This is a genomic window from Bradyrhizobium sp. CB2312 (genome assembly GCF_029714425.1).
GTDB lineage: Bacteria > Pseudomonadota > Alphaproteobacteria > Rhizobiales > Xanthobacteraceae > Bradyrhizobium.
In genome coordinates, this window is the sequence record NZ_CP121668.1 from 3,783,341 (window position 1) to 3,803,730 (window position 20,390).

General features: G+C 65.8%; 17 protein-coding genes. 8 read left to right on the plus strand and 9 right to left on the minus strand.

The window, feature by feature from the left end:
* Nucleotides 1-22 precede the first annotated feature (22 nt).
* From QA642_RS18230 to QA642_RS18240, 3 genes are all read right to left on the minus strand, one after another.
* A complete protein-coding gene (locus tag QA642_RS18230) occupies nt 23-1,375 on the minus strand; it encodes an MFS transporter (RefSeq protein ID WP_283085863.1) in 1,353 nt (450 codons plus the stop codon).
* A gap of 271 nt (nt 1,376-1,646) precedes the next feature.
* Nucleotides 1,647-3,599 carry a hypothetical protein gene (locus QA642_RS18235; RefSeq protein ID WP_283085864.1) on the minus strand — a complete coding sequence of 651 codons (1,953 nt, stop codon included), beginning with the start codon at nt 3,597-3,599 and terminating at the stop codon, nt 1,647-1,649.
* A gap of 96 nt (nt 3,600-3,695) precedes the next feature.
* Complete coding sequence (locus QA642_RS18240; RefSeq protein ID WP_283085865.1) at nt 3,696-4,778, minus strand: YbhN family protein; 1,083 nt, start codon at nt 4,776-4,778, stop codon at nt 3,696-3,698.
* 428 nt (nt 4,779-5,206) lie between these two features.
* Between QA642_RS18240 and QA642_RS18245 the strand changes: the two genes are divergently transcribed.
* A complete protein-coding gene (locus QA642_RS18245) occupies nt 5,207-5,713 on the plus strand; it encodes a ferritin-like domain-containing protein (RefSeq protein ID WP_283085866.1) in 507 nt (168 codons plus the stop codon).
* Nucleotides 5,714-5,764: 51 nt separating this feature from the next.
* Here the strand turns inward: QA642_RS18245 and QA642_RS18250 are convergent, their stop codons facing one another.
* Entirely contained in the window at nt 5,765-7,009 is a 1,245-nt protein-coding gene (locus QA642_RS18250) for an MFS transporter (protein ID WP_283085867.1), read from the minus strand.
* 222 nt (nt 7,010-7,231) lie between these two features.
* Here QA642_RS18250 and QA642_RS18255 point away from each other — a divergent pair, with 222 nt between their 5' ends.
* Nucleotides 7,232-8,641, plus strand: coding sequence for an MFS transporter (locus QA642_RS18255; RefSeq protein WP_283085868.1), 1,410 nt, complete (start codon nt 7,232-7,234; stop codon nt 8,639-8,641).
* 112 nt (nt 8,642-8,753) lie between these two features.
* Nucleotides 8,754-11,153: an EAL domain-containing protein gene (locus QA642_RS18260; RefSeq protein WP_283085869.1), complete on the plus strand. Its 2,400-nt coding sequence runs from the start codon at nt 8,754-8,756 to the stop codon at nt 11,151-11,153.
* Nucleotides 11,154-11,157: 4 nt separating this feature from the next.
* Here QA642_RS18260 and QA642_RS18265 read toward each other — a convergent pair whose 3' ends face one another.
* Nucleotides 11,158-11,592, minus strand: coding sequence for a hypothetical protein (locus QA642_RS18265; protein WP_027560358.1), 435 nt, complete (start codon nt 11,590-11,592; stop codon nt 11,158-11,160).
* Between the two features lie 64 nt (nt 11,593-11,656).
* Between QA642_RS18265 and QA642_RS18270 the strand changes: the two genes are divergently transcribed.
* Nucleotides 11,657-12,244, plus strand: a complete 588-nt coding sequence (locus QA642_RS18270) for a hypothetical protein (protein WP_283085870.1) — start codon at nt 11,657-11,659, stop codon at nt 12,242-12,244.
* A gap of 12 nt (nt 12,245-12,256) precedes the next feature.
* Here the strand turns inward: QA642_RS18270 and QA642_RS18275 are convergent, their stop codons facing one another.
* Entirely contained in the window at nt 12,257-13,600 is a 1,344-nt protein-coding gene (locus QA642_RS18275; RefSeq protein WP_283085871.1) for a PLP-dependent aminotransferase family protein, read from the minus strand.
* Nucleotides 13,601-13,786: 186 nt separating this feature from the next.
* Between QA642_RS18275 and QA642_RS18280 the strand changes: the two genes are divergently transcribed.
* Nucleotides 13,787-14,023, plus strand: a complete 237-nt coding sequence (locus QA642_RS18280) for a DUF1127 domain-containing protein (RefSeq protein ID WP_283085872.1) — start codon at nt 13,787-13,789, stop codon at nt 14,021-14,023.
* Between the two features lie 26 nt (nt 14,024-14,049).
* On the opposite strand, the gene QA642_RS18285 is transcribed toward QA642_RS18280, so the two are convergent.
* From QA642_RS18285 to QA642_RS18295, 3 genes are read right to left on the minus strand one after another with little or no spacing between them, the layout of a single operon-like run.
* Nucleotides 14,050-14,511 (minus strand): hypothetical protein, encoded by a 462-nt coding sequence (locus QA642_RS18285; protein ID WP_283085873.1) that lies wholly within the window; start codon nt 14,509-14,511, stop codon nt 14,050-14,052.
* 15 nt (nt 14,512-14,526) lie between these two features.
* Nucleotides 14,527-14,952, minus strand: a complete 426-nt coding sequence (locus QA642_RS18290) for a universal stress protein (RefSeq protein WP_283085874.1) — start codon at nt 14,950-14,952, stop codon at nt 14,527-14,529.
* Between the two features lie 57 nt (nt 14,953-15,009).
* Nucleotides 15,010-15,546: a histidine phosphatase family protein gene (locus tag QA642_RS18295; protein WP_283085875.1), complete on the minus strand. Its 537-nt coding sequence runs from the start codon at nt 15,544-15,546 to the stop codon at nt 15,010-15,012.
* 195 nt (nt 15,547-15,741) lie between these two features.
* Between QA642_RS18295 and QA642_RS18300 the strand changes: the two genes are divergently transcribed.
* The 3 genes from QA642_RS18300 (at nt 15,742) to QA642_RS18310 (ending at nt 20,387) form a co-directional block, all read left to right on the plus strand.
* The gene (locus QA642_RS18300) at nt 15,742-17,199 is read left to right on the plus strand and encodes an FAD-binding oxidoreductase (RefSeq protein ID WP_283085876.1); all 1,458 of its coding nucleotides are present in this window, start codon (nt 15,742-15,744) and stop codon (nt 17,197-17,199) included.
* Nucleotides 17,200-17,285: 86 nt separating this feature from the next.
* On the plus strand, nt 17,286-17,798 hold the full coding sequence (gene msrB / locus QA642_RS18305; RefSeq protein ID WP_283085877.1) for a peptide-methionine (R)-S-oxide reductase MsrB: 513 nt from the start codon (nt 17,286-17,288) through the stop codon (nt 17,796-17,798).
* A 291-nt stretch (nt 17,799-18,089) separates the two neighbouring features.
* On the plus strand, nt 18,090-20,387 hold the full coding sequence (locus QA642_RS18310; protein WP_283085878.1) for a flagellar hook-basal body complex protein: 2,298 nt from the start codon (nt 18,090-18,092) through the stop codon (nt 20,385-20,387).
* Nucleotides 20,388-20,390 lie beyond the last annotated feature (3 nt).

The window sequence follows — 20,390 nt, forward strand, 5'->3', positions numbered from 1 at the left end:
GTCAAGCTCCCACGGGGAGCCCTCAGGAGGAACGTTTGAGCACGACCCGCTCGATCTTGCCCACGATGACGAGATAGGCGAAGGCAGCCACCAGCGCGTTGAGACCTACGAACAGCAGCGCGCCGTTGAACGAGCCGGTCGCGGCCAGGATGTAGCCGATCACGATTGGCGTGGTGATCGAGGAGAGATTGCCGAAGGTGTTGAACAGGCCGCCGGAGACGCCGCCGGCTTCCTTCGGCGAGGTGTCGGAGACCACCGCCCAGCCCAGCGCGCCGATGCCCTTGCCGAAGAAGGCGAGCGCCATGAAGCCGACCACCAGCGCCTGTCCGTCGACATAGTTGCAGGCGATGATCGACATCGACAACAGCATGCCGCCGACGATCGGGATCTTGCGCGCCATGGTCAGCGAGCCGGTCCTGCGCAGGATCGCATCGGAGATGATGCCGCCGAGCACGCCGCCGATGAAGCCGCACAGCGCCGGCAGCGTCGCGACGAAACCGGCTTGCAGGATCGACAGGCCGCGCTCCTTGACGAGATAGACCGGAAACCAGGTCAGGAAGAAATAGGTCAGCGTGTTGATGCAGTACTGGCCGAGATAGACGCCGAGCATCATGCGGTTGGAGAGCAGCTGGCGGATGTGGTCCCAACCGGAGCCGGATTCCTGCGCACGCTCGCGCAGCAGATCGTCCTTGGGCGCGTCGAGATCGACCAGCGCGCCGCCGTCCCTGATGTAGTCGAATTCCGCCTCATTGATCGAAGGATGCTCTTTCGGGCCGTAGATGGTCTTGAGCCAGACGATGCCCATGATGACGCCAAGCGCACCCATCACGAAGAACACATAGCGCCAGCCGTAATCGTGCGCGATCCAGCCCATCAGCGGCGCGAAGATCACGGTGGCGAAATACTGCCCCGAATTGAAGAAGGCCGACGCGGTGCCGCGCTCGTTGCCGGGAAACCACGCCGCGACGATGCGGGCGTTGGCGGGGAAGGACGGCGCCTCGGCGATGCCGACCAGCAGGCGAAGCACGAACAGCACGGCGATGGCGACGCCGGCACTGAGGAAGCCGACCCAGCCCTGCATCAGCGTGAACAGCGACCAGACGATGATGCTGAAGGCATAGACGAGGCGCGAGCCGTAGCGGTCGAGCAGCCAGCCGCCCGGCACTTGGGCAACGACATAGGACCAGCCGAAGGCCGAGAAGATCCAGCCCATGGCGACGGGATCGAGATGCAGCTCCTTGGAAAGCGCGGGGCCGGCGATCGACAGCGTGGCGCGGTCGGCATAATTGACGGTGGTGACCAGGAACAACATGGTCACGATGAACAGCCTGACGCGAGACCTCCTCACGTCCGCTGTGGACACCACTGCGCTCATCACGCGCCTCCTTACAACTCGAAACGTTTCCTCAAGGCGACTCCTAGAGGCGCGCGCGGCAAAGTGTCCAAGTTGAAGGGAGTATCGATCGATGCCGTTTTTGGATTGATGGAACGGCGGGTCGAGGGGAACGATCGCGAGGGTGGCGAGATGCTGGCCCCAAGCTCGTCATTGCGAGCGCAGCGAAGCAATCCAGAATCTTTCCGCGGAGGGACTCTGGATTGCTTCGCTGCGCTCGCAATGACGGTGTAGGGAGAGTTGGTCTTCGCTGCTACTGCCGCGCGCTCGGCAGCAGCTGAGGCAGGAATCCGCGCGTCACACCCGGCGGCACGGCGTCGAGACCAAGTACTGCGCTTGCCGCCGGCAGCGCTGCGTCCGCCATCGCCGCATGGCCTTCCGCGCTCGGATGCACGGCGCCGCCATAGACTGCGGAGAGTACGCCCCAGGTGGCGTCGTGGATGTCGGTCGGCTGGCTCGCGGCCGGCAAGCCTTGCGGATAGGTCATCGCGGCAAAATAGCTGTCGTTGGCGTCGCGGATCCAGCGCGCGCGGGGCAGGTAGGCGCGGTACTCCGAGGCGCCGCGGCCGCACAGCATCGGCTGGCTAGCGGCGCTCACGATGTCAGGGTTAAAGCTCTGGCCGTTCTCGGCAAAGCAGCTGCGGTCGAATTCGGGATCGTTGCCCGAATGCGCGCAAAAGCCGTGGTCGGCGAACGTGGCCTGATGTGCATCGACGAAGGTCATGCGGTCGGCTTCGGGATCGCGGCACAGTGCGCCGCGGGTGCAGGTGGCGAGCCCCTTCAGCTGCGGCAGGAATTCCGTGTCGACGAAGGTCGAGACGCGCGCGAGGCGTTGCGCGTCGGCGTTGAAGGACGGATGGATGTCGAAGCCGGCGCGGCCGCCGCGGCAGGGCACGCCGCCATCGGCAAGCGCCGGATTGGCGTAGGAGACATAGACCACGTGCGAGAGGTCGCCGCCGACGAGCGGCTTCAAGGCCTCGCGCAGGCGAACGAAGTTCTGCGGCAGCTCGCGCGCCAGCGCGTCGCGGGAATCGTCGACGCTCGCCATCACGCCGGAGCGGCGGAACAGCGCGCGCTCGGTCGCGGTGTCGACGATGACGTCGGCGACGAGGCCGGAGAAATAGACGTCGTTGGCGCCGACCGAGAGCAGCACGAGGTCGAGCGTGCGATCTGGCTGGCGCTTCCTGGCGGCGGTGAGCGCTTCGCGCAGCTCGGCGACCTGAGCATTCACGCTGGTGTTGCAGACGCCGGTCTTGCCGGGCGGGCATTCGCGGGCGCGCTGCGAGCCGAGCAGCCCGTCGCCGATGCTGGCGCCGGTGCAGGCGAGCGGCAGATAGGTCACGGCGATGTGGGTGTAGCGCACCGCGAGCGCCAGCGCGGTGCGGGTCTGGTAGCTGTAGAGCGAGCGATGGCACGGCGAGTTGAACCAGAGCGCGCCGTAATGCTGCCAGTTGGCGAGCGTGTCCGGCGCCTCGCAGGCGCGCCCACCTTTGTAACCGGCGCGGCTCGGCCGGTAGTATTGCGCGCCGGCGGTGCCGAGGTAGGAGCGGAAGCAGAAGCCTTCGTCCGACAGCGCCAGCGGCCGGTCCGGATTGCCTTCGCCGGAGGCGATGCTGTCCCCGAGGCCGGCGATGAAGATATCGCGGACCTGGATCTCGGCCTGGACGCGCTGGGTCGGATCGGAGCCGGAGGAGACGTCGACGGTCGCGACCGTCTGCTTGCCGTAGCGGACGCGCAAATTGACCGGCTCGGCGCAGTCGAAGGTCGATTGTTGCGGCCCGTCGCCGTCGTCGAAGCTCCAGGCGCAGGTGGCGCCGACCGGCACTGCGCCGGTCAGGCGCACGGTGACGGGGTGGTCGATCGGGGTGATGTAGTTCTCTTTGAAGTTGTCACGGGTGCAGGGCTGGTTGACCCGGCCCTGCACGTCGATGCAGAGCCGGTTGACCATGTTGCGGGCCCAGCCGCGGCCCTCGCTCTGGAGCTCCAGCGATTGTTCGGCGGCGAGGATGCTGCGGTTACGCGCATTCTCGACATGGAGCAGGAAGTCGCGCTCCTCGCGGAACAGGCGGAAGCGGTTGCGCACCTCCCAATTGATCTGCATCGCGCCGGCATCCTGCGCGGCTGCGCGCCCAGACGGCCAAACGGTCAAAATCCCGGCAAGCAGCAGGGCGCAGGCAGAGAGGGTGCGAAGGGGAAGTCGGATCATGGCCCGCGTCTTCAACGGCAAAGTTGAGGCGGAAATAAGAGAGCATTGCTCCCCCGCGTGCAACCTTTGTCTGCCGCTTTTGCGGGCGGGCGCGGCTCAGCGCTTGCTGGCCTGCCGCACCAGACGCTCGCGCTCCATGGGCGTCACCTGCTTGGGCAGATTAGCCTGCGCGCAGGCCTCCGCCAGCCGCCGCCGCTCCTGCCAGGGCTGGACCACGTTCATCCAGAGCTCGCGCGCGCCCATGATGGAGATGGCGAGGCCGAACGGGATCACGAAGTAGAGGATGCGGAACACCAGCAGCGTCGCCAGAAGCTGCTCGCGGCCGAATTCGGGCAGCGCCACCAGCATCGCGGCATCGAACACGCCGATCGAGCCGGGGGCATGGCTGGCAAAGCCCAGCAGCGTCGCCAGGATGAATACGACGGCGAGCGAGAGGAAATCGATCTGCGGAGTGGCCGGCACCAGCAGGTACATCGCCAGCGCGCAGAAGCCGAGATCGACCACGCCGATCAGGATCTGCACCAAGGTCAGCGGCGCTGACGGCAGCACGACCTTCCAGCCCTTCTGTCCGAGCTCGCGGCGCTTCTCGCCCATGCAGAGCCAGACCAGGTAAGCGCCGATCGAGGCGAGGCCGCCGAACGCGATCAGCCGGTTGATCGAGGACGGCAGCTGATCCATGTACGAGGCGGCGTCGGGATGGATCGCCATGCCGATGGAGAGCACGAAGATGTTACCGAGCCAGAAGGTCAGCCCCGACAGGAAGCAGATCTTGGCGACATCGATCGCATTCAGCCCGTAATCCGAATAGATCCGGAAGCGGATCGCGCCGCCGGTAAAAACCGTGGCGCCGATGTTGTGGCCGATCGAATAGGACGTGAAGCTGGAAAGTGCTGCGATGCGATAGGGCACATGCTTCTTGCCGATCGTTCGCAATGCAAAAAAGTCGTAGAAGGTCAGCGTACAGAACGCGAAGACGACGCAGATCGCCGCGAGCCCGATATTTTCCCGGGGAATCTCGGTCAGCGCGGTCAGGATGACGCCGGTATCGATGCCTTTGAGGGTACGCACAAGCGTGGTGACCGCGAAGGCGATGATGAAGACGCTCGCGGCAATTCCGAGCCGTCGCCAGCCGATCCATCGTTTGAAGCCGCGTTTCAGCGCGGTCAGCAGTCCGTGCATTCATCCTCCCGGCAGGGGGCAAGATCGACAGGGCCAGGCATTGGCCAGTCGGCCGCGACCACGGCCCGTGGGCGTCGATCGCTAAGCATGTTGTAGCTCATTTAAGGCAAAAACGGCGACTTGTGCAGCCCTTGACAACGATAGGTTCTGCTTTGGACCTGCGACCTTTGTCATATGCGGTTCACATCCGAGGCGCGTTAAGCATATGAGTCGTAATGCGCGGCTTGGATCGCGTGTCGGTATTTTGACATCATTTCAAATCCTGGGGCCCGCTTCCTTGTTCCAGCGCAAGCGCAAGGCGGCTTTTTTGGAACGTCGATGCTGCGCGCCCGTTAGCGCCCCATCAGCAATCGAACATGGCGGAATAAGCGGCTTTTTCGTGGAAGCCGATGCCTGCGTGTTCCCGAAACCGAAAGAGGATCGGAACGATGGGACTGTTCACAAAAGACATCAAGACCATGAACGACCTGTTCGTGCACCAGCTCCAGGACATCTATTACGCTGAGCAGCAGCTCACCAAGGCGCTGCCGAAAATGGCACATAAGGCCACCGATCCGCAGTTGAAGCAGGGCTTTTTGACGCACCTCGAGGAAACCAAGCAGCACGTCGCGCGGCTCGAGGAAGTGTTCAAGATACACGGCGTCGCCGTCAAGGCGGTCGATTGCCCGGCGATCGACGGCATCATCGAGGAGGCCGACGAGACCGCCGGCGAAGTCGCCGACAAGGCGGTGCTGGACGCCGCGCTGATCAATGCGGCGCAGGCCGCGGAGCATTACGAGATCGTCCGCTACGGCAGCCTGATCGCCTGGGCCAAGCAGCTCGGCCGCAATGACTGCGCCAATGTGCTCGCCAAGACGCTGGAGGAGGAGAAGGCGACCGACAAGAAGCTGACGACGCTCGCCGAGAGCAAGATCAATCTGCGCGCCGCGAGCTAGCGACCCATCTCGTCTGGAGACGCCGTGCAGCCGTGCGGCGTCCCCTTCGGTCTATTCGTCTTGCGGCACCGCTTGACCGGCCTGGTATTTCAGTCCGAACATCAGGGCGATCACCGCGAAGGCTGCAATGGTCGCGGCAAACACCAGGCTCGCCACGGTCAAGCTGGTCAGGGTCGAGAGCACGCCGATCCCGATCACCGGAAGCGCGTTTCCGAGAAAGCAGCAGATGAAATAGGCCGAGACCACCTCGGCACGGCGATCATCCGGCGCGATCTGGTTCACCACCTGCAAGCTGCCGCGATAGCCGAGGCCCGCCGCCACGCCGCAGGTCGCGGTCGAGGCGATCATCACGCCGAGCGATCCCACGAATTGTGCCGTCACGAGCAGGGCAAGGCTCGGCAGCATCAGTCCGAGCGACCACAGCATGGCGGCGCGGCTGGAAAGGGAGCGCGTCAGCGCGATGACCAGCGCCACGGCAGCCGCCAGCTCGAGGAAGATCGCGCCGGCGACGGCGTGGCTGGTGACATGCAGCTCATTGGCGAGCACGCTCGGTGCCAGCGCGGCGAAAAAGGCGACGAGGGCCATGGCGCCAAAGCCTGTCACCGCGGGCGCGACGAAGCGGGGCCGGATCGACGACGGGACGCCGGCACGCGGTCGGATCGACAGCTGCGCGAACGCGGTCAGCGGCCGATCCACGGTCTCGCGCGCGAAGGCGAGGAGGGCCGCGACGACGACCAGCACCGCGAGGTAGGCGATGAAGGGCGTTTGCAGCGGAAGTGCGACATATTCGGCAAGCACGCCGGCGATCAACGCGCCGAGGCCGAGGCCGGTGAAATTCGCGATCGTCGCGATCACGGTGGCGCGGGAACGATCCTGCTCGGCGATCAGTTCGGCGAGCCACGCAGTGCCGGTTCCGGCGCCGATCCCGATGGCAAGGCCGCTCAGCACGCGTGCCACGTAAAGCGAAGCGACCCCGTGTGCGAGCAGGAAGACCAATGCGCCCGCGATGGCGATGCCAACGGCAATGACCGCCGTGCGTCGCCGCCCGACCTCGTCCGACATCCGGCCGAAGACCAGCAGTGCGGTCAAATTGCCGATGACGTAGACGGCATAGATCAGCGTCAGCGTGATCTGGGAGAAGCCGAACTGCTGCTTGTAGATGACGTAGAGCGGGGTTGCGATGGTGCTGCCGGCGAACAGGACGCCAATCAGGCATCCGACGGCAATGATGGTTGCGGTCTTGCCGAACTCCGATCTTGCGCCACTCGGAATCGAGGTGTTGCCAACTCTTGCCATGAGGTCACTGCCGAGAGGGGAACATGAAGGGGTCAACAGAGGCAATCTCGCCCTGTTCCCATGCTTCCGCGCGTACGGGAGTTGCATGGCGAGCAGGGCGCGAAGCTTCGTTGTTTGTTGCTGAAGGATACGATTCATCGCGCGATGATGTTTCGATCATAATCGAATCATGATGGCGCGGTGAAAGCGTATGTTTCGGGTGGGGCTGCAACGAGGTGCAGCATGCGAGCCAACACCATCAAGTATCAAAGCTTCGACGACAGAGCCGGCGCGCCGCGAGCCCGCTCGCCTCTTGCGACCTCGCTCACGCTGGCGGCGATGAGCCTCGGCTATGGCGTGGTGCAACTCGACGTCACCATCGTCAACACCGCGCTCGATGCGATGGGCAGGACGCTCGGCGGCGGCGTTGCCGAGCTGCAATGGGTGGTCAGCGCCTACACCATTGCGTTTGCCGCCTTCATCCTGACGGCCGGCGCGCTCGGCGACCGCATTGGTGCCAAGCGCATCTTCATGGCGGGGTTCGCGATCTTCACCGCGGCCTCGCTTGCCTGTGCGCTTTCGCCCAACGCCATCGTCCTGATCGCCGCACGGCTGGTCCAGGGACTGGCGGCGGCGATCCTGGTGCCGAATTCTCTCGCGCTGCTCAACCATGCCTATACTGACGACCGTGCGCGCGGCCGCGCCGTCGCGGTCTGGGCGGCCGGCGCGAGTCTCGCGCTCACCGCCGGCCCGTTCGTCGGCGGCGCGTTGATCACGCTGGTCGGCTGGCGCGCGATCTTCCTGGTCAACCTGCCGATCGGGCTCGCCGGCTTGTGGCTGAGCTGGCGCTACGCGACCGAGACCACGCGCGCGACCTCGCGCGAGATCGATCTGCCCGGCCAGCTTGCCGCGATCGGTGCGCTTGGGGCGCTTGCCGGCGCGATCATCGAAGGCGGCGCGCTCGGCTGGGATCATCTGGCGGTGATCGGAGCTTTCGTCGTGGCTGCCGTTCTCGCCGTGCTCTTCATCTGGCGCGAGAGCCGCGCGGCGCAGCCGATGCTGCCGCTGGCGTTGTTCGGTCATCGCCTGTTTACCCTGACCACGATCGTCGGCCTGCTCGTCAATGTCGCGATCTATGGCCTGATCTTCGTGCTCAGCCTGTACTTCCAGCGCATCAACGGGCTGTCGGCGTGGTGGACGGGTCTCGCCTTCGTGCCGATGATGGGGGCGGTGCTGCCGGTCAACCTGCTGGCGCCGCGCCTTGCCGAACGGATCGGCTCGTGCCCGACCATCGTCGTCGGCGCCTGCATCTCGGCGCTCGGCTGCCTCGGTCTGGTCTGGATCGAAGCCGGGACGAGCTATTCCGCGATCTTTGCCCAGATGATCGCGATCAGCGGCGGGCTCGGCCTGCTGGTGCCGCCGCTGACCTCGACCTTGCTCGGCAGCGTCGAGAAGGCGCGCTCCGGCATCGCCGCAGGAGTCCTGAATGCGACGCGGCAGACCGGCAGCGTGCTCGGCGTCGCCCTGTTCGGCTCGCTGGTCGCCGCTGAGGGGGCATTCATGACGGGGCTGCACCTCGCGCTGGTGATCTCCGCGGCCGTCCTGCTGCTGGCGGCCGCCGTGATCGGCGTAGGCGCGCCGGCGCGGGGATGAACAATGTGAGCGAACGCACACATCTTCCGTTCACCAACCCAGAAACAGGCACGCAGCGAGTTACCGATCGTCCACCTCTATCGGTTCAAGTGCGGCGCGATAGGGGCCGGCAATGTATCAAGTTCTTTACTGTCTCACCGACGAGCATGATTGGCGACTTGTTGCGCTTGGCGGTGCGGTGTGTCTGCTCGCGAGCGCTGCGGCGATCAGCCTGTTTCACCGGGCGCGAGCGACGCATGGCGGCGCCCGCGTGGCGTGGATCGCGCTCGATTCTGCCGTTGCCGGCTGCGGCATCTGGGCGACCCATTTCATCGCGATGCAGGCGTACGGGCCCGGCGCCGGCGGCGCCTACAACATCCCCGTGACGGTGCTGTCGCTGATCTTTGCGATCGCAGTCACCTTCATCGGGCTCAGCATCTCGGTGTCGACGACGCGCGGGCTCCTGATTGCGCTCGGCGGCGCCGTCGTCGGCAGCGGTGTGGCCGCCATGCATTACACCGGCATGATGGCGTTCGAGATTCCAGCTCATGTCGGCTGGGAGACCGGCACCGTAACCGTCTCGATCCTGCTCGGCATCCTCTTCGGCTCGCTCGCTCTGTTTGTCGCGGGACGGCGCGACGGCGTGTCCAGCGCCCTCGGCGCGACGGTCCTGCTGACAGTCGCCATCGTCTCGCATCATTTCACCGCGATGGGCGCGCTGGAGCTGACGCCCGATCCCACGCTCGTGGTCAGCGGTCTTTCGATCCCGCCGGCGTCGTTGTCGATCCTGACCGCCAGCGCGGCGGCTGCCATTATCGCGATCGCGCTCGCGGCCGCCTTGCTCGACCGTCGTGCCAAGGGCGAACTCGGACGCCAGCAGGTCGTGCTGGATACCGCGCTCGAGAACATGTCGCAGGGCCTGTGCATGTTCGATGCGGACGGCAAGATCCAGCTCTTCAACGAACGCTATGCCGCGATGCTCGGCCGCACTGGCATTCCGCTCGCCGGCCGTCTGCTCGTCGACGTGCTACGGGAGGAGCAGGCGAAAGGCCAGTGGCAGGGCGATGCGGGCGAGTTCTTCGCGCGTCTCATCGCCGATGCGCGCGAGGGCCGCACGACCAGCCAGGTTGTCAACCGGCTCGGCCGCTCCATCCGCGTCGTCAACCAGCCGATGCAGGGCGGCGGCTGGGTCGCGACCTTCGAGGACATCACCGAATGGCTGGAGGCGCAGGCCAAGATCTCGCACATGGCGCGGCATGACGCGCTGACCAGCCTGCCGAACCGCGTGCTGTTTCACGAGCAGCTCGAGCAGGGACTGCACCGCACCAGGTCAGGCGACCAGCTTGCGGTGCTCTGTCTCGATCTCGATCATTTCAAGGACATCAACGACTCGCTCGGCCATCCGATCGGCGATGCGCTGCTCAAGGAGGTCGGCCGCAGGCTGAAGGCCACCGTCGGCGAGAACGACACTGTGGCGCGGCTCGGCGGCGACGAGTTCGCCGTCGTCCAGATCGGGCGCTCCGAGGAAGCCGCGGCGAGATCCCTTGCGGGCCGCCTCGTCGAGGTGATCTCGGCGCCCTACGAGATCGACGACCACCAGATCGTGATCGGCGTCTCGATCGGCATCTCGTTGTCGCCGCAGGACGGCGACAATCCGGACGAGCTCTTGAAGAACGCCGACCTTGCGCTGTATCGCGCCAAGGCCGACGGTCGCGGCACCTATCGCTTCTTCGAGACCGGCATGGACGCGCGCGCGCAGGCGCGGCGCCTGCTGGAAATGGATCTGCGCGCGGCGCTGCAACGCGACGAATTCGAGGTGCACTACCAGCCGATCCGCGACGTCGCCGCCGATCGCGTCGTCGCCTTCGAGGCGCTGCTGCGCTGGAACCATCCGCAGCGCGGCCTGATCTCGCCCGTCAACTTCATTCCGCTGGCCGAGGAGACCGGCCTCATCATCCAGCTCGGCGAGTTCGTGCTGCGCGGCGCCTGCGCCGATGCGGCCGCCTGGCCCGACGATGTCGACGTCGCCGTCAACCTGTCGCCGGTGCAGTTCAAGAGCCCGAACCTGATCGCGTCGGTGACTGCGGCGCTCGCCGCCTCGGGACTGAGCGCGCGCCGTCTCGAGCTCGAGATCACCGAATCCGTGCTGCTCCAGAACAGCGAGGCGACGCTGACCACGCTGCACGAGCTGCGCGCCATGGGCGTGCGGATCTCGCTCGACGATTTCGGCACCGGCTATTCGTCGCTGAGCTACTTACGCAGCTTCCCGTTCGACAAGATCAAGATCGACCGCTCGTTCGTGTCGGAGCTGGCGACGCGCGAGGATTCCATGGCGATCATCCGCGCCGTGACCGGCCTTGGCCGCAGCCTCGGCATCGTCACCACCGCGGAAGGCGTCGAGAACGACGCGCAGCTCGAGCTCTTGCGGCGCGAAGGCTGCACCCAGGCGCAGGGCTATTTGTTCAGCAAGCCGCGGCCTGCCTCGGATGTGGCGTTGATGCTGGAGCGTCCGCGTTTGCGGGCGACCGCCTGAACGGTCAACCGCGGCGCAGGGCGAAATGCGCGCCGCAGAACGCCATCACGGCGCCGAGGCACAGGGCGGCAAGCCCGGCAAGCACGACCGAGACGGTCGGGATCGGGCTCGGCGCCGAGGCCGCCTGGCCCGCGCCTGCGAGCAGGAGCACGCCGACCGCGATCAGGAACTGCCGCATCCGCTGCGGGATCTGGCCGTCGACCGCGCTCTGCATCAGGCTCGCCGTGAAATAGCCGCCGGAGAAGCCGACGGTAGCGATCAGCCACCAAGCGATCGCGGCGCCCGCAGGCATGAACTCGTGGGTGTCCGAGCGCCAGAGGCCGCCGAGGTCGAGCCCGTAGCGCGCCCCGAGCATGTGCACGGCGAGCGCGAGCAGCACGCCGGAGATCACGGCGGCGCCGAGAATCAGGCGGCGCGGAAAAAAGGTCGTCTCAGCCATGGCTCGCTTGTAGGATGGGCGAGGGCGGTCGCGCAAGCATATCGCGGACGGGATTGATTTCGAGATGCAGGTTTCGGGAGCTGAGGCCGCTAGGGCCACGAGCTACGCCTACAAGGCGTCGCTGATCGGCTCGGCGCATCGCTTCGAGCTGACGGAGGAGGGGCTGTCCTGGCACATCGCCGGCCGCTCGGGCCTGTGGCGCTATGACGAGATCAGTGCTGTCAGGCTGTCGTTCCGCCCGGTGTCGATGCAGCAGCATCGCTTCCGCGCCGATGTCAGCCACAGCGGCGGCGGCCGCATCGCAATCCTCTCGACGAGCTGGCAGACCGCCGCGCTGATGGCGCCGCAGGACAACGGTTTTCGCGACTTCATCCTCGAATTGCATGCGCGGATGGCGAAGGCGGGCAGCCGCGCGGCGCTCACCGCGGGCCTCGGCGCCAAGACCTATGCCGCGGTGCTGGCGTTCCTGGCGCTGCTGACGGTTGCGATGGCGGGGCTTCTGATCCGCGCGCTCATGATCGGCGAGCTCGCGGGCGTGCTGTTCATCCTCGGCTTTGCCGCGCTGTTCGCCTGGCAGGTCGGCGGCTTCGTGCGGCGCAATCAGCCGCAGAGCTACAGTTTCGATCGCGTGCCGAAGGCGCTGCTACCTTAGTCCCCCGACGCGCTACTCCGTCGAATCAAAATCCTCTTCCTTGGTGCCGAGCAGCGACACGATCGTGCGCAGGCCCGAATCGAGCTGCTCGAAGCTGGGTGGGGCGAGCGCGAGGCGCACCGCATTCGGCGCGTGGCCGTGCGCGATCGCAAAGGTGGAGGACGGCGTCAGCGCGATGCCGCGCCGCGCAGCGGCAGCCACGAAAGTCTGCGAGCGCCAGTGCGGCGGCAGCGTTAGCCAGAGATGATAGGACCGCGGGTCGGCGGCGTGCTGGTAGCCGGCGAGCAGCCTTGCCGCGGTCTGCTGGCGGCGCGTGGCGTCGATGCGCTTCAGCCGCGTCAGCTCGGCGACGGTGCCGTCGGCCATTAGCCGCTGCCCGGCCGCCAGCGCATGGCCGGAGGCGGTCCAGCCGCCGGTGCGCACCGCGCTCATCACGCTCTCGCGCAAGTGCGGCGGCGCGACGAGGATGCCGAGCGCAAGGCCCGGCGCGACCTTCTTGGACAGGCTGTCGATGACGATGCAGCGGTCCGGCTCGAGGGCTGCGAGCGGCGTGTCGTCGGCGAGGAAGCCATAGACGGTGTCCTCGATGATGGTGAGGTCGAGCTTCTCGGCGACGCGCATGATGTCGGCGCGCCGCGTCGCATTCATGGTGACGCCGAGCGGGTTCTGGATGATGGGCTGCAGATACAGCGCCGACAGATGCGCCTCGCGATGCGCCTTCTGGATCGCATCGGGCCGCGCGCCGAATTCGTCCATCGGTATAGGCACCAGCGTGATGCCGAGTCGCGCGGCGATGCTCTTGACGTAAGGGTAGGTCAGCGCCTCGACGCCGCAGCGGCCACCGGTGGGCACGAGCGCGGCGAGCGCGGCCGCGAGCGATTGCTTGCCGTTGGCGGTGAACACGATCTGCTCGGCCTGCGGCGTAAAATCCTTGCGCGCGAGATAGGCGGCGGCGGCATTGCGCGCACTCTTGGTGCCGGTGCTGGTGGAGACGCGTAGCGCGGATTCGAGCGCATCGACGCGCTCCAGCCCTGCAAGGCTCTTGGCGATCATCGCCCATTGCTGCGGCAATAGCGGATAATTGACCTCGAAGTCGATCCGCGCATCGCGCGGCTCGCTGATGGTCTCGACCTCGCGCCTGACGTCGCCGGAGATGAAGGTGCCGCGGCCGACCTCGCCGACGACGAGGCCGCGGCGGAGCAATTCCGTATAAACCCGGCTCGCGGTCGAGACTGCGATGCCACGGTCATAGGCAAAATTGCGCTGCGGCGGCAGCCGGTCGCCGGGCCTTAACGTGCCGTTAGTGATATCGGCCGCAATGGCATCGGCAAGCTTCACGTACTCGAACTTGGACATTATTGCACCGAGAGCAATGTTTTACTTGCTCCGAGAAGTGTACTGGAGCATTTAAGTTCCATCAAGTTCCGCGATTGAGCCGAGGAGAGCGAGAGCAATCCGACGGCAAACGAGGTGCAGGCGCTGACCGCGTCTGCGCCAACGGCACCTGCTTCGCCGCGCGGGACAATACGCCGGAGAAGAAACATGACCACGATTTCGCAAACTGCCGGGCGGAATTTACGCCCATCCTCGTCGAGCGGATTTTTTGCAACGCTCGCCAACGCCGCTTACGCGCTGTTCGACCGCCTGGAGCGCCGCTCCGCCGTCAAGACCCTGAACGAGCTCGACGACCGCGCCCTGCGCGACATCGGGATCAACCGCAGCCAGATCGAGGACGCGGTGCACGGGCAGGTCAAGGCCGAACTGACGCGGTATCTGTAAGCGCGGCTTCCAGATGACTTCGGGGCTCAGGCCATCGCGGCCTGATCCCACATCCCGCCGAAAGCTCGATCATCTTCGGGCTGGTTGGACTTGCGGCGACGCCTCGGCGCCGAACCCGCTCCGCGCCGCCGCCTGGGATCGATCCGCTGCATGCCGGTGCGAAGGCGCGCAAGCAGTACCGGGGCGCGCATCGCGGCCCGCTTCACGAGAAACGCGATCGTCGCGGCCCGGCTCAGTATGCTGAGCATCAGCACCACCGAGAAGATGTCGATATAGGCGACGAGGTCCCCGACCAGCATCAGCGCGGGAGGCAGCGGCACGCTGTGGTAATAGGCCAGCAGCAGGACGGCCACCGGGACGAGGGCCACCACCTTTCGCCAGGTCAGCCGGTCCAGCAGTGCCGCAAACTGCACGACCAGGATCTCCCACAACGCATCGCCGATCGCGAGCGGGATTTCATAGCTCCACTTGCGCCACAATTGCTTCACCGCATTGCTCCGCGTTCAGTGCCTCACCACCAGCACCGAGCACTTGGCGTAACGCACGACGTGCCCGGCATTGGAGCCGAGGAAATAGGTGCGCATCGCCGGCCGGTGCGAAGTCATGACGATGAGGTCGGCCTTCATCTGTGCGGCTTCCTCCAGGATCTCGTGATAGATGCCGCCCTGGCGGACCACGCTGGAGATGTGGGAGGGGTCGATGCCGGATTCGCGGGCGACGATGGCGAGCGCCTCTTCCGAGGTCTGGCGCTGCTGCTCGTCGAAATCGGCCGGGACGTATTCGGCGAGCATCACCGGCGTCATCGGCAGCACGTTGAGCAGCCGGACCGATCCGCTCCAGTTCTGCGACAGCGTTGTCGCGGTCGCGATCGCCGGCTTGGCGAGATCGGTGTCGGCGAGGTCGATGGGCACGAGGATGGACTTGAACATCTGCGCCTCCCTATGAACCAGGCTGGATCAACCGGTCGAGACGGCGCCCGCGCGTCTCTAGCCCGATCGAAGCAGCTTGGGGCTGACGAACAGCACCAGTTTGCCGCGGCGGTAGGCCACGTCGTTCCAATCCTTGACGTCAAAGTCGAAGATCGCAAGTCCCGCGGTGGGCAGATTGTCGGCAAGCGCCTTGGCGCTCGCGGGATCACCGCTGCCCATCAGCATCAGGGCGGTCTCATGCATGCCGGGATTGTGTCCGATCAGCAGCACACGCCTGGGGTCGGCGGGGGCGGTTGCAGTGCGAATGGATTCCAGGATCTGCGCGGGATCGGCGCCGTAGAGTTCCGGCAGGACCTCGATCTCAGGCGCCGCGACGCGGTCCTTCATCGCCTCCCAGGCGATGTCCCAGGTCTGCCTGGCACGGACGGCATGCGACACCAGCACGGTCTCGGGGAAGGGGGGATGCGCGGCGATCCAGTCGCCCATCTGGGCGGCGTCCTTGTGGCCGCGGTCGTCGAGCCGGCGGTCCTGGTCACGGCCGCTCGGCGCGTCAGTCTCTGTCTTGGCGTGACGCAGCAGCATCAAACGGCGCATGGCATTCTCGAATCGTTCCACGTCCAGAATAATCTACAGGCGCCCGTTGAGGACAAGGTGACAGGCGCCCGATCGGTCTTTAAAGCGCGACGAGCAATAGAACAAATCGTCATCACGATTTAAGTTGTTGTTTTGAACGTGATCTTTTCGGAAAACCGCTGCACACATGTCCGGATCATGCTCTAAGAAAACTGCATGAACGAGACTTTCACAAGCGTGTCCCAGCAGGAAGCCGGCTTTCGCGACCGAGTGCGGCTGTCGTTCGATCTCGATGCCGACATCTGCGTGATCGGGGCTGGGCTCGCCGGGCTCTCGATCGCGCTGGAGGCGGCCCGGCTCGGGGCCAGCGTCGCGGTGCTCGAGGGCCGCCATATCGGCTGGAACGCCTCCGGCAACCAACTCGGCACCGTGACGCCGGGCTTTGCCTTGCCGCTCACCGACCTGATCGAGCGGATCGGCTTCGAGGACGCCAGGGAATTGTGGACGCTGTCGAAGGAGGGCGCCGAGTTCGTCCGCGCCAACGCCAGCGAGGAGAACATGCCGGGCATCGGCCTCAGCGAGGGCGTGCTGGAGGTCTCCAATGTCGATGCGGGCGACCGGCTGATCAGCCGGTTGCAGATGCTGAATGAGGATTTCGACACCGAGGTCGAGGGCTGGCAGATCGATCGCGTCCGCGAGGCACTCAAGACCGATCGTTACTTCCACGGCGTGTACTATCCCAGGGCGTTCCAGGTCGACGGACGCAAGTATGTGAACGGCCTTGCGGCATTGGCGCGGCGGGCAGGGGCCCGCATCTTCGAGGACACGCCGGTGGTCAGCATCGATCATTCCGGCATCCGCAAGCGCATCGTCACACCGTCGGCGCGGCTGCGCGCGACCCACATCGTGCTCGCCGGCAACATCCATCTCGGCGCGCCCTTGCGGCGGCTGTCGGAGACGCTGCTGCCGGTCTGGCGCTATGCCGGCATCACCGCGCCGCTCGGCGAGCGCGTGCACGACATCGTCGCCTTCAAGGGATCGGTGATGGATTCCGACGGCGTCGACCATTTCCGGATCGTCGATGGCGACCGGCTGATGTGGGAGAGCCCGGAGACCACCTGGGCCGCGCGCCCGCAGCGCTTCACAGGCAGCGTCAAGCGGCGGATCCGCACCATCTTCCCCGCGCTCGGCGATGTCGAGATCACCGACATGTTCGGCGGCGCCACCGGCCAGACCGTGCACGGCATGCCGCAGATCGGCCAGTTGCGCAAAGGCCTGTGGGTGGCGAGCGGGTTCGGCCGCCACGGCATGAATACGTCGGCTATGGCCGGGCAGCTGATCGCGCGCAGCATCCTGTGGGGCGATGAACGCTGGAAGCTGTTCTCGCCGTTTGAACTGGTCTGGGCGGGCGGCGTGACCGGTCGTGTCGCGGGCCAATTGGTCGGGCTCTGGGGCAGGGCAAGTTCCGCCGCCGCGGGCTCACTCGCCCGCTACCGCGAGCGTGCCAGGGTCAAGGACCGGGAGCGCGAGGCCCGGCTGGCCGAAGCCAACCGCGCCGCCGGCACCGGTCCGCGCCGTCCGCCGCCGGGCGTGCGGCCTCGGCTGGCCCCGGTACCGAAACCTGCGCCGGAAGCCGTGGAACCGGCCCCGCAGGACGCCAGCGTCTCGCAATAACCCTGAGAAAAATTCCGCCCGGACGTGTAACGTCAGCCGTTAGAGCCCGTATCTCAGGGCGTGGACTCCCGCGCACGGAGAATGAGATGTTTGACCGCCGCATCCTGCTAACGACTGCCGCCGGCCTGTTCGGCCTTTCCGCCTTCCGCTGGCTGAGAGGATCCTCTGCCGAGGCCGGCGAGAAGGCCACGGAAAAGTTCGAGATCGAGAAGACGGAGGCCGAATGGCGCGCGCAGCTGACGCCGGAGCAATATGAGATCCTGCGCAATCACGGCACCGAGCGGCCGGGCTCCAGCCCGCTGCTGAAGGAGCACCGCAAAGGCATTTTCGCCTGCGCCGGCTGTGACCTGCCGTTGTTCGCGTCCGATACCAAGTTCGAGAGCGGCACGGGCTGGCCGAGCTTCTACCAGCCGATCGAAGGCAATGTCGGGAAGACCGAGGACCGCACCTACGGCATGCTGCGCACCGAGGTGCATTGCCGGCGCTGCGGCGGCCATCTCGGCCACGTCTTCGACGACGGTCCGAAGCCGACCGGTCTGCGCTACTGCATCGACGGTTTCGGGCTGGTTTTCCACCCGGCGGCGGCGTCGGCGACGTAGTGACTTGAGGTGTCATTCCGGAGCGATGCGTGAGCATCGAATCCGGAATCTCGAGATTCTCAGGTGCGCAATCGCGCACCAGAGTTCGGTCCTGCGGACCGCCCCGGAATGACGTCACGTCCCGGCAATTGTTGCCGGCCCGGCAATTGTGCCCCGGTCATCCGACCTGGGCTTGTCTATTTAAGTCATTGATTTCCTGAAGATACCCGCATTGGCATAGCCCTTGCGACTGTCTCTTCCGACTGCGGCCATGGTCGACCGGCCGCCGGGATCGGATTTGGAGACAAAGTTATGGGTATCTTCGATGCAATGAACACCTCGGTGGGTGGCCTGCAGGCGCAGTCCTTCGCGCTGCAGAACATTTCCGGCAACATCGCGAACTCATCCACCACCGGTTACAAGGGCATCGGGACCAGCTTTGTCGACCTCATTCCGGACGCCTCGGTGCCGAGCAAGCAGGTCGCGGGCGGCGTGACGGCCAACGCGAAAGCGACCATCACCACGCAAGGCACGATCTCGTCCTCGACCGTCGCGACCAACATGGCGATCACGGGCGACGGCTTCTTCTCGATCCAGAAGGCGACCGGCGTCGTCGACAACGTGCCGGTGTTCAGCGGTGTCACCTACTATACGCGCCGCGGCGATTTCCAGCTCAATGCCAACGGCAACCTCGTCAACGGCGCCGGCTATTACCTGATGGGCACCACGGTCGACCCCAAGACCGGCAATCCGACCGGCAACGTGGCGACGGTCCTGAAATTCCAGAACAACTTCATCCCGGCACAGGCGACGACCTCGATCCAGTACGCGGCGAACCTGCCGAGTACGCCGAGCACTGCGGCGAGCTCAACCGCGGCGGCCAAGACGCTGCTGGCGGCCGGCGGCCTGAACCCGTCCGATTTCGGAGCCAACCCGCTGCCGATCGGCACGCCGGCCCCGGGCTATACGAATGCGACGGTCTCTGGCGGCGCCGCGACCGGCAATCTGCGCTCGGCTTATACGTCGACGACTGGGGCGGGCTCGGTTGCGTTGCAGGACAACGCATCGGCGGTTGCAGGTACGGGCACCAAGCTCGATCCTTCCGCGGTCAACCATCTTGCCACGAGCATTCTCAACGCGCTCAGCAACGGTACGACCGGTACGACGCTGACTATCACCGGCGCCAGCGGCACCAACACGATTACCTTCGACCCCAATGTCACCACGATCACGTCGTCCGGAAACAGCACCACGATCGGATTGGCTCCGGGCAGCACCGCGAAGGTCTCTGATATCTTGAACGCGATCGCGACGGCCGCCGGCATCCCCGCCGCCAACGTGACTCTGAGCGCCAGCGGCAATATCCAGATCGCGACCGGCACCGCCACCGATGTGTCGGTCACCAGCGGCGCGGCGGCCACCGCGCTCGGCATCAGCACCGTCACGCGCGGCGGCAACGTGCTGTCGACGCCCGCGATCACCGCCTCCACCGTGCTGGGCGGCGCTGCGACCGCCGGCGGCGCCGAGGTGCTCTCCTCGGGCTTCGTGGCCAATGACACCATCACTGTCAATGGTCAGACTTTGACTTTCGTCTCGCCGCCTACTGTTCCCAGCGCCAGTCAGATCCTCACGACCGATAACATCGGGAACCTGCTCCAAAAGATCGACGCTCTTGTCGGTGCGTCGGGCTCATCGGTCAGCAGCAGCGGCGTGATCACGCTGAACACCGGTACCGGTAGCGCCACCCCCACTCTGTCGGTGTCTAGCAGTAACTCCGCCGCCTTCGCCGCGCTCGGCTTTACGTCGACCGTCACCAAGAATCGCGGCGGCGGCGGCACGATCGGCACGGGCACCGTGATGGGCGCCGATGTCGCGACCTTCACCAAAGAATCGATCAGCGGCGGTGCAGTGACCGCGTACAACGCGGCCGGCACGCCGGTGAACCTGCAATTGCGCTGGGCCAAGACCGACAGCGCGTCGCTGGGCAACGGTCACACTGATAGCTGGAACCTGTTCTACCAAACCGATCCCGCCGCAACGGGTGCGTCGCAGCCGGCTTGGGTGAACACCGGACAGACCTTCACCTTCGCCGCCGACGGCTCGCTGACCTCGCCGAGCGGCTCGGGCATCACCATCAACAATGTCAGCGTCAGTGGCCAGCAGCTCGGCTCTGTCGCCTTCAACATCTCCTCGGGAGGGCTGACACAATACGCCAGCACCAGCGGTGCGGTGACCATCAACACCATCACCCAGAACGGCTATGCCGCCGGTCAGCTCCGCTCCGTCGCCGTCAACAACAACGGCCTCGTGGTCGGCACCTTCTCCAACGGCCAGAACCTCGACCTCGCGCAGGTGTCGTTGTCGCACTTCAACGGCACCAACTACCTCAAAGCGCTCGACGGTGGCGCTTACGCCGTGACCGAGCAGTCGGGCCCTGCGATCGACGGCGCCTCGGGCACCATCAGCGGCTCGTCCCTGGAAGGCTCGAACACCGACATCGCCGACGAGTTCACCAAGCTGATCGTGACCCAGCAGGCCTATTCGGCCAACACCAAGGTGATCACGACGGCCAATTCGATGGTGCAGGACCTCCTGAACGTGTTGCGCTGATCG

Bases quoted from the DNA above. Each gene is read 5' to 3' on its own strand.
- QA642_RS18230 (WP_283085863.1), bottom strand. From the start codon at position 1,375: ATGAGCGCAGTGGTGTCCACAGCGGACGTGAGGAGGTCTCGCGTCAGG.
- QA642_RS18235 (WP_283085864.1), bottom strand. From the start codon at position 3,599: ATGATCCGACTTCCCCTTCGCACCCTCTCTGCCTGCGCCCTGCTGCTT.
- QA642_RS18240 (WP_283085865.1), bottom strand. From the start codon at position 4,778: ATGCACGGACTGCTGACCGCGCTGAAACGCGGCTTCAAACGATGGATC.
- QA642_RS18245 (WP_283085866.1), top strand. From the start codon at position 5,207: ATGGGACTGTTCACAAAAGACATCAAGACCATGAACGACCTGTTCGTG.
- QA642_RS18250 (WP_283085867.1), bottom strand. From the start codon at position 7,009: ATGGCAAGAGTTGGCAACACCTCGATTCCGAGTGGCGCAAGATCGGAG.
- QA642_RS18255 (WP_283085868.1), top strand. From the start codon at position 7,232: ATGCGAGCCAACACCATCAAGTATCAAAGCTTCGACGACAGAGCCGGC.
- QA642_RS18260 (WP_283085869.1), top strand. From the start codon at position 8,754: ATGTATCAAGTTCTTTACTGTCTCACCGACGAGCATGATTGGCGACTT.
- QA642_RS18265 (WP_027560358.1), bottom strand. From the start codon at position 11,592: ATGGCTGAGACGACCTTTTTTCCGCGCCGCCTGATTCTCGGCGCCGCC.
- QA642_RS18270 (WP_283085870.1), top strand. From the start codon at position 11,657: ATGCAGGTTTCGGGAGCTGAGGCCGCTAGGGCCACGAGCTACGCCTAC.
- QA642_RS18275 (WP_283085871.1), bottom strand. From the start codon at position 13,600: ATGTCCAAGTTCGAGTACGTGAAGCTTGCCGATGCCATTGCGGCCGAT.
- QA642_RS18280 (WP_283085872.1), top strand. From the start codon at position 13,787: ATGACCACGATTTCGCAAACTGCCGGGCGGAATTTACGCCCATCCTCG.
- QA642_RS18290 (WP_283085874.1), bottom strand. From the start codon at position 14,952: ATGTTCAAGTCCATCCTCGTGCCCATCGACCTCGCCGACACCGATCTC.
- QA642_RS18295 (WP_283085875.1), bottom strand. From the start codon at position 15,546: ATGCGCCGTTTGATGCTGCTGCGTCACGCCAAGACAGAGACTGACGCG.
- QA642_RS18300 (WP_283085876.1), top strand. From the start codon at position 15,742: ATGAACGAGACTTTCACAAGCGTGTCCCAGCAGGAAGCCGGCTTTCGC.
- msrB (WP_283085877.1), top strand. From the start codon at position 17,286: ATGTTTGACCGCCGCATCCTGCTAACGACTGCCGCCGGCCTGTTCGGC.
- QA642_RS18310 (WP_283085878.1), top strand. From the start codon at position 18,090: ATGGGTATCTTCGATGCAATGAACACCTCGGTGGGTGGCCTGCAGGCG.